At 37.4% G+C, this 12,252-nt stretch carries 8 protein-coding genes and 1 pseudogene; 4 read left to right on the forward strand and 5 right to left on the reverse strand.

Annotated elements, in window-relative coordinates:
- Nucleotides 1–33 precede the first annotated feature (33 nt).
- The 4 genes from moaC to D8M04_RS18155 all read right to left on the reverse strand — a co-directional run bounded on the left by moaC (nucleotide 34) and on the right by D8M04_RS18155 (nucleotide 4,735).
- The gene (gene moaC / locus D8M04_RS18140) at nucleotides 34–522 is read right to left on the reverse strand and encodes a cyclic pyranopterin monophosphate synthase MoaC (protein WP_121524823.1); all 489 of its coding nucleotides are present in this window, start codon (nucleotides 520–522) and stop codon (nucleotides 34–36) included.
- Nucleotides 523–843: 321 nt separating this feature from the next.
- A complete protein-coding gene (hydA, locus tag D8M04_RS18145) occupies nucleotides 844–2,262 on the reverse strand; it encodes a dihydropyrimidinase (RefSeq protein WP_121524824.1) in 1,419 nt (472 codons plus the stop codon).
- Nucleotides 2,263–2,353: 91 nt separating this feature from the next.
- A complete protein-coding gene (locus tag D8M04_RS18150; protein WP_121524825.1) occupies nucleotides 2,354–3,088 on the reverse strand; it encodes an isochorismatase family protein in 735 nt (244 codons plus the stop codon).
- A gap of 231 nt (nucleotides 3,089–3,319) precedes the next feature.
- Complete coding sequence (locus tag D8M04_RS18155; protein ID WP_121524826.1) at nucleotides 3,320–4,735, reverse strand: sigma-54 interaction domain-containing protein; 1,416 nt, start codon at nucleotides 4,733–4,735, stop codon at nucleotides 3,320–3,322.
- Between the two features lie 630 nt (nucleotides 4,736–5,365).
- Here D8M04_RS18155 and D8M04_RS18160 point away from each other — a divergent pair.
- The 3 genes and pseudogenes from D8M04_RS18160 (at nucleotide 5,366) to D8M04_RS18170 (ending at nucleotide 9,309) form a co-directional block, all read left to right on the forward strand.
- Nucleotides 5,366–6,286, forward strand: coding sequence for a LysR family transcriptional regulator (locus tag D8M04_RS18160; RefSeq protein WP_121524827.1), 921 nt, complete (start codon nucleotides 5,366–5,368; stop codon nucleotides 6,284–6,286).
- A gap of 985 nt (nucleotides 6,287–7,271) precedes the next feature.
- Nucleotides 7,272–7,457: pseudogene (locus D8M04_RS18165) on the forward strand (glutathione-dependent formaldehyde dehydrogenase); the annotation flags it as partial.
- A gap of 382 nt (nucleotides 7,458–7,839) precedes the next feature.
- Nucleotides 7,840–9,309 carry an alkaline phosphatase family protein gene (locus D8M04_RS18170; protein ID WP_121524828.1) on the forward strand — a complete coding sequence of 490 codons (1,470 nt, stop codon included), beginning with the start codon at nucleotides 7,840–7,842 and terminating at the stop codon, nucleotides 9,307–9,309.
- Between the two features lie 411 nt (nucleotides 9,310–9,720).
- Here the strand turns inward: D8M04_RS18170 and D8M04_RS18175 are convergent, their stop codons facing one another.
- Nucleotides 9,721–10,806, reverse strand: coding sequence for an MGDG synthase family glycosyltransferase (locus tag D8M04_RS18175; protein ID WP_158595159.1), 1,086 nt, complete (start codon nucleotides 10,804–10,806; stop codon nucleotides 9,721–9,723).
- Nucleotides 10,807–10,914: 108 nt separating this feature from the next.
- Here D8M04_RS18175 and D8M04_RS18180 point away from each other — a divergent pair, with 108 nt between their 5' ends.
- Nucleotides 10,915–11,193: a zincin-like metallopeptidase domain-containing protein gene (locus D8M04_RS18180; RefSeq protein WP_281277142.1), complete on the forward strand. Its 279-nt coding sequence runs from the start codon at nucleotides 10,915–10,917 to the stop codon at nucleotides 11,191–11,193.
- Nucleotides 11,194–12,252: the final 1,059 nt, after the last annotated feature.

A 12,252-nucleotide genomic window follows, 5' to 3' on the forward strand; every position in this document is an offset into this window, starting at 1 on the left:
TGTGAGAAGTTAACTGCGTTGGCTATTCTATAGCTAATCTTCTCTTCTGTAATCCCCATTTTTGCCGCCACTTTTTTCTTGTAGGTAAGTTGGTCCGATAATCATGCCTTTGTCGATGGCTTTACACATATCATAAACGGTTAATGCGGCTATCGATGCTGCGGTTAATGCTTCCATTTCCACGCCAGTATGACCAACTGTTTTTACTTCCACAGCAATTAACAATTCAAATACTTCGTTCTCTTTGATGTTCCATTCAAAAGAGAGGTTAACACCTCCTAATGGAATTGGATGACACATTGGAATGATAGCTGGTGTTTGCTTGGCTCCCATAATACCTGCAACCTGTGCTACCGCAAGGACATCTCCCTTCTTATTCTGCTGCTGTGTAATATTCTCATAAACATGCTTGTTCATTTGCACGCTGGAATGGGCGACTGCCTTGCGATTGCTTTCCTTCTTCGTAGTTATGTCCACCATCTTTGCTCTTGCTTGTTCATTAAAATGTGTGAAATCTGACACAGTATAATCCGCTCCTTTATTGAAGAGTAGAAAAATTATATAAATTCATTATAGAGGGGTAGGAGGGAATAGTAAAATACCAGGAAGAGTTGGTATTATGGGGAATTCATTGCCTGAGGTGATTGGGAAAACTTGTATAGCTCGGGCTCAACTTATCAGTGGATTGGGTTAACTTATGTAGCTTGGTGCTCAACTTATCAGCGGTTGGAGTAACTATACTGCTTGAGGTTCGACTTCTCAGTTAGTTGGCTCGACTTTGATGAGGTGAACAAAGGGACCAACCATCCCAAAGGAATCTTGGTCCCAAGTTAAATGTGGTTATCAGACCAGAGAGCTTGTTTTCGTGGCTCTTCCTTTAAATTCTTCGTAGCACAAGCCAAACGGCTTAGATTTAATATATTTACCCTGTCCTTTTATTCCTACAAATTTACCGTTTTCAGCTGTCAGCTTCCCGCGAAGATAAACCTTTTCTGGTCTTCCAATCATATCCATGCCCTCGAATGTGTTATAGTCACTCCGGTGATAGCTTTCTTCAACCGTAATCTTTCCTCTATAAGTTGGATCAAAGATGACGATATCTGCATCACTACCTATAGCGATTTGTCCTTTTTCCGGGAAGAGCCCGACGATTTTGGCTGGGTTCGTGGAGAATAGTTCTACAAATTTTTCTTTCGTTATTTTCCCTGTTTCTACGCCATAGGTCCATAGAAGGGCAAGTCTGTCTTGAGCGCTTGGACAACCATTTGGTATTTTAGTGAAATCATGGAGCCCTTTTTTCTTATCGTTTTCAAATCCCCCGACATTCGCCGCGTGGTCAGAACCTACCGCCTTAAGCCAGCCTTTTTGAACGGCTTGCCATAGTGCATCTACATGCTCCTGCTTTCTAAGTGCAGGGGAGCATACATATTTGGCACCTTCAAAGTTTGGCTCTGCTAATTTTTCCTCCGTCAGTGTCAGGTAATGGGTACATGTTTCACCGTACACAGAGAGTCCGGATTGATATGCATCTCTTATGGCTTCCATCGCTTCCTTCGCCGTTACGTGTACGATAAATAAAGGAGAATCTGCTAGTTCCGCCATATAAATGGCTCTTCTAGTGGCTTCAGCCTCAACTACAGGAGGTCTGGAGGCTGCGTGATAAATCGGGTCTGTTTTTCCTTCTGCGATTAGTTGCTTTTGTAGAAGGTCAACTAACTCCCCATTTTCTGCATGAAGAAAGATGGTTACACCTGCTTTTTTAGCAACCTGCATGGCTTTAAATATCACGTCGTCATTAACCATAAATGGAGTGCCTTTATAGGCCATAAAAAACTTTATGGTAGATATTCCTGCTTCTGGAAGCGTTAACAATTCATCGAAAATATCTTCTGTCGGATACATCACCAATCCATGGAAAGAATAATCTACCATAGCCACGTCTTTTGCATTTTCATGGGCTACTTTAACAGAATCCTTAATACCCATTCCCACTATCTGTGGCGGGAAATCCACGACGGTTGTCGTTCCCCCGACAACTGGTGCATTGCTGGTGCTAAAATCCAGTGTTCCAAATGAACCATAATGAACATGCTCATCTACTCCACCTGGAAACATGTATTTTCCGGTAGCATCGACTATTTCATCCGCATTATAATCCAAATTTTTACCGATTGCTACAATCTTTTCCTCTTCCACATAGATATCGGAATTATATTCGCCTTCAGCAGAAAGAATTGTTCCATTTTTAATCAATAAACTCATACAGAACCCCCTTAAATAATATACCAGGCTAAACTTCTAATCCTCTCTTAAAACAGGAGACACCTATATGAAAGGCATCTCCTACTCGTCTTTAAGTTAGCTGATTTACTTTGTTGCTGTTGTAAACACTGCTATCAATCTTATTCAAATATGCTACTACTTCCTCAACTGGTAACACGTCTGCAAATTTAGCGTCCATATCAAATAGGTTCCATTCTACAACTCCAGGAACTCTGTCACCAATCGTTCCTTCAGGGACAATCGTTTTAAATCCATATCCAGTAGAGTCCATTACCGTATGTCTCACACATGCACAAGCAGTAGCTCCCATTACGATAAGCGTGTCTACTCCAAGCTTAACTAGCGTTTGAGCCAGATGTGTTCCAAAGAAGTTACTTGCATATTTTTTATGGATAACTGGCTCTTCTGGTCTTGGCTTCAGCTTCGGATCAATTTCCATCCACTCAGAGTCGATCTCCAATTTATGCATTGGAATCTTTTCATCCCATCTTGGTAAATCCCATTGTTCTTTACCTACATATCCTGTAGTGGTGTGGAAAATAGGAACGCCTGCTTTTCTTCCTGCTTCTAGTACTTTTAAGGCTTGGGCGCATACTTCCTCATTGTTGTTACAAGTAAATGGGTGCCCTTCACTCATCCAAGCTTTAGCCATATCAACAGTAGTAATAGCAGGTGCCTTACCAAAGCCCATTCTCTTTTGGAAACCTCTTTCTTTATAAATTTTTCTTGCTTCCGCAAAAGCCCTTTCTAATAATTCCTGATCAAACTCATAATGTCCTTGATTGTCTTTGTACTTTTCACTCATTTAAAATCCTCCCTCATCATTTAAATTATTTTTTGTACCGCTCACTAATCAATAGCAAAATTTGTGCCAACTTCTAAATGTGGGTACAACGGGAAGATTCAAATATAAAATGTTATTGTACTGTTGCAAATATGCAATAGGACAATAACAAAGGTAATAAAACGGTTAAATGATAACGCTTTCATACATGCAACAGGATGAAGTAGTTTTGCAAAAATGCAACAATATCTCTTAAATCTCAATACCGTATTTTTTTATTTTTCTTGAAAGAGTGGAGGGATTTATACCTAATGCTATAGCTGCTTTTCTTAATGATGCATGTTGACTTAAAGCAGACTCCAATATTCCTTTTTCATAGACTTCCATTAGATATTCTAATTTCCCTTTGTTAACCCCGGAATGTGTGAAATCATCCATTAGTACATGCTCATTAAGAATTTTATCTGGCAACTGTTCAAAATCTATTTGATCCCTATTATTCATAATAAACATATATTCTACTATATTTTGGAGCTCTCTTACATTTCCAGGCCAAGAGTACTTTTCTAGTGCATGGACCACTTTATGGGACATAATCACGTTTTTATTATATTTACTATTAAGGTTTTTCATAAAGTAATGTATAAGCTCAATTACATCGTCTTTTCGTTCTCGAAGGGGGGGAATCATGATTGGGACTACATTTAGCCTGAAATATAGGTCTTCTCTAAAGTCACCGTTTCTCACTGCTTCTAATAATTCCCTATTCGTTGAAGCTATTATTCTCACATCCAGCTTAATCGGTTTCGTTCCGCCAATGCGATACACTTCTTGTTCCTGAATCACTCTCAGCAGCTTGGGCTGAATGGGCATTGGGAGTTCACCAATCTCATCCAAAAGTATTGTCCCAGTGTTGGCAAGTTCAAATATACCAGCTTTTCCAGAATTGGAAGCCCCTGTGAAGGCTCCAGGCATGTAGCCAAAGAGCTCGGATTCGAATAGTTCCTTTGGGATGGCTGCACAGTTTACTTTAATGAATGGTTTGTCTTTTCGATTGCTGTTTTGATATATAAATTTCGCAAGGACTTCCTTTCCTGTTCCAGATTCTCCATTAATAAGGATCGTACTATCAAATTTAGCTACATTACGGGCAAGTGTTAACGTCTTCTTCATTGCCTCACTTTTATATACTAATCCTTTGACGGAGAAATGCTCTTTTCTAAGCAGCTCCAATTCCGCCGAGTATCGCTGTTTAATCATATTTAATTTTTCCAATTCTTTTTTTAAATTTATTAAACCTTCTATGTTTCTTGTATTGCTGATTACCCCGATAATTTCTTTTTCAGAGTTATAGATGGGAGCTGCAGTTGTGAGTGCTGTTCTTCCAGTCATATATCGATGATTCAGTGATATGGATTGCTTTGTTTCTAATACTTTTAAAGTAGCGGATTCATTAAAAAAATTTTCTTCTAAAAGATCTTTTAAATTTCTCCCAAGAATGTCGGTACTCTTTAAACCGGATATCTCCTTATAAGCCGGATTTATGTAGACAACTTTCCCGTTTTTATCAGCTATCAAAATTCCGTCAGAGGAAAACTCCAAGCCTCCATAAATTAAATCCATTTTTTGGTTCCTTAATGCTACTCTATCCTCTTTAGAAATGATCAATATATTACCTCCTAAAAGTAAACATATTGTAATCTATTATTCGTTGTTTTCTTGATAAAGCTGCCGTTTCTTCTAGAAGCATAAAAATGAGTTACTGAAATATTGGTGTAAATAGGAAACTGCCTGTTACTTTCTCTCTAAAATAGTTATTCCCTTCTTTAAATCTGTAATGATTTCTCTGGGATATTTAATCTGATCCATTTTGAATACCCTTTAGATGAATGAATATTCCGTCTTATTTTCACGGCAGTATGCCATTCTTGTATGTATATTTATTCCTATTATCCTCTATTTTGTTGTTTAATTCAATGGAAAATTCTGATAACTTTATCGTGAACTAAGCCTTAACCTTAGCTTCTTGACTAGGAAAAGCATGCTTTTATATAAAATTGGATAGCGTAGAAATACTTCGGTTTCTAACGGAGCAATATGCTTCCCCTATCTCCCGTTCCACTCACTTGATCTTAAACGTCAATTACTCATTTTTCTTTAGTCGCATATAAAGTCTGAAACTTGTATAAAATTCAAAATCATTATAAAATAAAGCTGACTTCTAGTAATAATGATTGGAACAAATGTCTTCTATCTCTATTAATGATTTATCGAATTTAGATAGTGGGGGGATTCTGAATGGAAATTAAAGACTTGATCATTTTTCAAAGTGTTGCACAAAACGGCAGCATTAGTAAGGCGGCTAATGAACTAAATTATGTACAATCACATGTTACCGCAAGAATAAAGACATTGGAATCTTGTTTGCAAACACAACTGTTTTATCGGCATAGCCGAGGGACGACATTAAATTCAGAAGGGAAAAAGCTTCTGAATTATTCAGAGAAAATTTTATCACTTCTAGACGAAATAACAAAAGCATTCCATGATTCAGAAAAACCTTCAGGTACACTTGAAATCGGAACAGTGGAGTCAGTCATGAAACTGCCAAACATATTATCTGCCTACCATAGAGCCTACCCCGATGTTGATTTAACCTTAAAAACTGGTGTCACCAAAGACCTTATCGATCTAATTTTAAAATGTAAACTTGATGGTGCGTTTGTTACTGGTTTTGGCATGCACCCTGATATTGAACAGATGGAAGTTTTCAAAGAGAAATTAGTTTTAATTTCCGCTAATGAAAACGCTAACTTCCATGATTTGATAAATAAGCCTCTCCTTGTTTTCAACTCGGGCTGCTGCTATCGTTCCAGATTAGAAAACTGGATATCTGATGAAGGTGTAGTAAATGCAAAAATTATGGAATTTGGAACATTGGAAACGATACTGGGCAGTGTCATATCTGGTCTCGGAATCAGCCTGGTCCCTCAGTCAACTGTTGTTCATTTAGAAACGGAAGGGCATTTGCAATGTCATTCTATTCCTGAAAAATATAGCAGCATCTCAACTGTTTTTATTAGGCGTGCAGATTCCTATTTAACCAATACAATGAAAAAATTTATGGATACGATTACAGAGTTCGCGAATACGGACTACCCATTAATAAATAAACCGATATTTAATGTTATTTCAAATAAAAAACTGACTTTTCTCTAAAGCATCCAAAGACGATAATTCGAATGATTATCTGCTTCTTTTTACCACATATACACCTAAATGATCTCCCTATCTTTCGGGAAACCCTTGTCACTTCGAGGGTTTTCTTTATTTTAAAGCCTCATTCCTGAGTAACGATTCCCCCACATACAAAAATAAATTCGATAAGCATTTGATAAAATTCCTGTTTGCTTCTCTTTCTTATATTGAAACAAAATAAAAAGAAAAGCAGAATGGATATTGTAAGTTATAATCTTACTTATGTTTTTAAAGCTACATTAGTAGGAAAGGATAGGACGTTTAATGATAAGGTTAACGACCAGACAATTATGTAGACGCTGAATTCGAAAGCTAACAATTCAGGCGGTCGATCAGATGAATTTGTCGTTCCAATTGCAGGCGCAAGTTCAGTGTATGTGGTTCAAAGTAAAAACGGCTTCATTTCCAAGGAACGGCACAATAACTGTAAAGTTTAACGATTTGGCTGCTACTGCTTACCGGCTATGATTTAAGAAATCTACTGAATGAATATGTAATTCCATATGGTAAAGATGTAAAGTTAGGAGTAAAATGGATGATTGATGTATATGTCATTAAATTAGTTAGCTTGTGCTGCAGAACAAATAGAGAAGTCTTATAAAAGCTGACTGGAAAGGATTATCGGTGGAGAGATATAGCATAAAAGTTTTTGAATGGATGTATATAATCCTGTCAATCTTGTGTAGTTTAGGACTTATTGGCACTGTACTTTTAGAGGTTTTATAACAAAAGCTCGATAAACATGTGCCTAGCATATCATTAGAACTTGAAGCCGATAATATTTATCGGTTTTTTCAATTAAGTTTAAAGAAATGCGAAATTATTGAAGAAGGTACACCCTGTAGTGTAGCAGTATTTTATGCGTTAATAAGCCCTTACATTGGATCTAAGCGTAGTGAATTTCTACTTTTTTGGCGTATGGATTTTATCAAAGATGATATCTATTTTCACTCGAAATGTGACTGTTAAAGCTGGGCAAGCACCAGTTATCCGTTACATGCCGGAATTATATCGCATAATTAATCCGACCGATATTATCACCCATAGAGAAAGTCTGCAAAATGTAGCACATGCTTATGAAATCTTTAATGCGCGTGCAGATAATTGTATTAAGGTTGTACTAAAACCGTAACATGGGTCAAAGTATAGTGAATATAGATCACAAAAATGCGTCTTCATTGTAAGACGCATTAGTTTGCCGGGATACCCTCTTCTTCTAAAACTTTATCAAAATAATGAGTGCCCTTTCGATATGATCTATTAAAGATAAGTCCTTTTTTTTTTTACATACTTTCCTAACTTCATAGGTGTTGTTTTTACCTGAAACAGGAATAAATAGAATGTTTTGGGCTAGAATACTACCTGAAGAACGGGTGATAACTGCTTAAGGGAAGTAATGGCTCTTTGTTGGTCAGGTCAGGTACCCATATCAAGTTAAACCTGTTTTGGAACGGAATGTTTATTATCTTTTCCCTGGTTTACAAGGGAGTATTACAGTAGAGGATGAAAACAATATGAACCCAAATGTCCCATTAACGAAGCCAGTAATTTTATTGAATATCGATTCACTTATGCCCTATCCTCTGGAAGTTGCAGTCCAAACTGGGCAGGCTCCTGCTTTGCAATTTTTAATGGAAAACGGCAGTTATATACCTAATATGGTTAGTTCGTTTCCGACAATGTCCGTAACTATTGACAGTAGTCTCTTGACAGGTACCTATGCTGACAAACACCATATTCCCGGACTAAACTGGTTCGATAATTCTAAAAATGAAATTATTAACTACGGAACGGGTTTTAGGGAAACATACAGGCTGGGGCTCAGGCGGTCCATACATAACATGCTCTATAGGCTCAACAACGAACATTTGAACAAAGATGTTAGGACAATCTATGAAGAATTAGCTAATGTGGGCATTTCATCTGCTTCCATTAATTCGTTCGTCTATCGCGGAAATACACCGAAGCAGCTGCACGTGCCCTGGCTGCTCAGAATGTTAACCAATTTTAAGGATGGGGAATGGAGAACCAACACACCGTCGACATTCTCGTTAGGTATCTTTTCCAAGTTGCGGCGGAGGAGTTTTCCGACTGAACTTGCTGCCGGAAATTATAAATATACAGCCCGCGAGCTTCGTCACTTAATTCGCAGGAACAAGCTTCCGGCATTTACTTTTTGTATCTTTCAGGATCTCGATTTTCGAATTCATTTCAAAGGACCAATGGATATAAAAGGCATCGCCCGTATTGACCGAGAAATTCAAAAAATGTTGAATTTATATCCAAGCTGGAAAGAGGCAATTAACCGAAATGTTTGGATGGTTATGGGAGATAACGGTCATGCTCCAACGGGTTCCAGATATCGCGACTTCGTGATAGATCTAAGAAAAATATTGAAAACATATCGCATTGCAAAAATTCAGCGCCCTGTCCAAAAGAAGGACCAGCTTGTGCTATGCGTAAATCAGCGAATGGCTTATGTTTATGTATTGGACGACAATCTTCCCATGTCTGCTGTTATCGATTGCTTAAAAAACGATCGCCGAATTGATATCATTGCTCAGAAGAGCGGAACAGCTATTCATGTTGTGTCCGGCATGAAAGAAGGTTCATTACATTATAGACCGGGAGGGGAGTATACGGATGTATACCAGCAAACATGGAGTGTTGAAGGGAATCTTGAGCTTCTTGATTTAAACGTGACAGAGGAAAACAAACTCTCCTACGGGGATTATCCAGATGCCTTAGCCCGACTTTACGGGTCACTCCATTCCCATCCAGGAAGTTTCCTTGTGGTTAATGCGAAACCAGGTTGTGATTTTAAAGCCCAATCTACACCGTTCCACTTGGCTGGTGCCGCACACGGTTCTTTGCACAGACAAGAATCTCTTGTACCACTGGTAATTGCTGGAACTACTTTGAAACCGGCATATCCTCGTCTAGTGGATATGAAAGATTTCCTGTTAAAACAATGCAAGCAATAACTATACCTTTATAATTATAACTTCCCATCTAACTAACAGGGGAACTCCATCAAATTGCACCGGTTTTCTTATAAATGGGTATTTAACCATGTCATGACATTATTCAAGGCTTAATCTCTATGTTTTGAATGCCAATAGCCATTAACTGAAACATTCCGTCTTGCTGAAAAGAAAACAGATAAAACGCTTTTATGTTATGTCGGACGTCTGGCTAAAAATAAATTGAAAAAACCACAATGTCCTGCAGCTTTTAGATTATCTCTGTTTGGATGATAGGCGACGGTCCCATTCTAGGAAAGCTGGAATCCTATTTTAAGGAGAACCGACTGTTTTTAAAGAATTTCTGCATGAAGAAGAGCCTGCGGGGGCTTTTGGTTCTTCTGATGTTTTCGTTAATCTTTTTATCAAAAACTATATCATCCCTTTAATAATCTGAGCGATATCCCTTTCTTCAATTCCCTGGTGGAAAGCATCTAATTGTTGGTTTTCTTTTTTCAGTTTTGAAACAAGCTGATCCTCGAGATTCTTTGAGGAATTCCAATCCTCTAAATGGAAAACAAGTTTTTGACTCTTTAAGTAATGCAAGTTGAATTCCTCCTGTCCAGGTAATGCTTCATATACAAATATAGGAAGTTTTTTCCACAAGCACTCGGTAATAGTGACCCCTCCAGGTTTAGTGATGATGGCATCTGCGCTGTCATACAATTGATTCATCTTTTCTTTAGACCTAAGGTAAGGAAGAGCCTTAATTTCAGGTTGATGGAGCTGCTGAATTTTCCGGTACAGTAATTGGTTTTTCCCACAGAGTACATAATACGTAATAGCACCTGATGGATGTAGAGACTGAAGTAATTTTTCAATGGAACCAGCCCCCATATTGCCTCCGCTTATTAGAACAACTAGCTTGTCTTTCGATTTTCGGTTTCCTGAAGGTTGTTTAAAAATAGGATGAACAGGAATACCTGTTACGAAGATACGGTTTTCAGGAACTCCTTTTTCGGTCAACTCTTGTTTGACGTGTACACTAGGAACAAAATGATAATCGATATGTCTGATTCCCCATAAATCATTGACGAAGTAATCCGTATAAACATTTACAACCTTTCCTGACCATTGATTGTTTCCCTTTAATTGGTTTAAGAGACAGGAAGGAAGAGCATGGGTGCAAATAATTAAATGGGGATCCCGTTCTTCGAGTACCTGCAGCATTTTTTTTGAAAATAGATAATCATAGATCTGGTAATTTTTCCTATCTTTGACGACAACAAATTTGTAAATTTGACTATAAATATTAGGAACCTTATGAATGGATTGTAAATAGATGGACGAAATAAGTGACTCAAGCTTGCCAAAGCAATGGGACAATATTTCGAGTTTGTCATAATGATATTCCTCAGATATTTCCTCAAAATATTCCAAGTGATCTTTTATACTGTCTGCTGCATGATGATGACCTGATGGTATGTGCAATAAAGGCATAAATAATACTCGGTTCATCATACTCCTCCTTTTTCCCTTAGTTTGTCAAGGAATGAAGGAATCATTCTGTTATAAAATTCCTATAATAGTATCTACAAACTAACCTAAAATAAAATTGTATTTAAGATCGATAGTACGGGGCATTCCAGCCGATTGAACAGAGAAGGAATTACCGCGCATAACGGTTTTGGAAGTGAATTATACAGTAAAGAAGAATTAATAGCAGAGCTAGGAGCTTCCATGCTTTTTGGTATTTGTGGCATAGTTAACGAAACAATAGATAATTCAGCCAGTTACATTCAATCGTGGCTACGAGCTTTAAAGGAAGATAAAACATTAATCATAAGTGCTTCACAGCAGGCACAAAAAGCAAGTGATTATATTCAAGGAATCAAATTCCATTAAAATTTGCCCTACAGGTTACTAGTAACCTGTAGGGGGATAAAGGAATGTTCATTCTATGTAAGATATGGATCGAAATACTTTGAGTTAGGAAGCTGATACACACACAGATCGGATATCACAAGCAGCTTATCCATGTATTATTCATCAGTAAACGATAATAGATTTTGATTTTTCTAGGAATGTATCTCCAATTATTAGAGGTAAGAGGTTCTGGAGGGATTCGTAGGTTAATTTCTGTTTAATCATTAAAAATTCATATAAAAATGATGTTTATGTATTTGGACAGGGGGTATATAAAGAGTAAATCAAACCGGAGGTGGTTCCGTTTTGGAAGTTCAGAGTTTTGAAAGCGCTTAACAACTTAGGCGGCAACTTAGGTTTGGAAACACCGGTTCATGATCATCGCTAACAACGAATGATTGGAGAGTAAAAGGATAGCTGTTTTCTGTATAGTGCAGGGGACAGTTATCCACTTTGTGTAATTTCGCACGTTGTAATAGGTAAGTATATAGAGTGGTATTAATGTGGCACTAATCCAACATCATATGATAAATTGCTTCTTCCATTACTTTCGGCCTTTACGGCTTGCCATAGAGCCCTCTATAGGCAGGCGCTAATGAAGGAATAATACTGAAGTAATAATAGTAAAAAACTTCTTGCTGTTGAAAACGAAGTTATTTTTAATAGTAACATTTAATAGAGAAGTTCCTATTTCATCATATACAAAAAACTTGTTGACTTTTCTCCTTGGAAGTTATAAGATGTAAATCCGCCACAAAAAAGCTTCTTGTTAAACAATAAAAATGTTGACAAAGAATATGGTAGTGTGATATATTAATATAGTTGCTGTTAAAAGCACAGCACGCAATTTGCTCTTTGAAAACTGAACAAAACAACCAGTATGTTAGGACATGAAGAAAAACTCGTTTTTTCTTTTTAATAGAAGGTAACACTTCTAAAAGCTAAGACATAGAATTGATTGGTGTCAATTCTAACAAACTTTTTTGGAGAGTTTGATCTTGGCTCAGGACGAACGCTGGCGGCGTGCCTAATACATGC

Source organism: Oceanobacillus piezotolerans, assembly GCF_003665065.1.
GTDB classification, from domain to species: domain Bacteria; phylum Bacillota; class Bacilli; order Bacillales; family Amphibacillaceae; genus Oceanobacillus; species Oceanobacillus piezotolerans.

Bases quoted from the DNA above. Each gene is read 5' to 3' on its own strand.
- hydA (WP_121524824.1), bottom strand. From the start codon at position 2,262: ATGAGTTTATTGATTAAAAATGGAACAATTCTTTCTGCTGAAGGCGAA.
- D8M04_RS18150 (WP_121524825.1), bottom strand. From the start codon at position 3,088: ATGAGTGAAAAGTACAAAGACAATCAAGGACATTATGAGTTTGATCAG.
- D8M04_RS18160 (WP_121524827.1), top strand. From the start codon at position 5,366: ATGGAAATTAAAGACTTGATCATTTTTCAAAGTGTTGCACAAAACGGC.
- D8M04_RS18170 (WP_121524828.1), top strand. From the start codon at position 7,840: ATGAACCCAAATGTCCCATTAACGAAGCCAGTAATTTTATTGAATATC.
- D8M04_RS18175 (WP_158595159.1), bottom strand. From the start codon at position 10,806: ATGAACCGAGTATTATTTATGCCTTTATTGCACATACCATCAGGTCAT.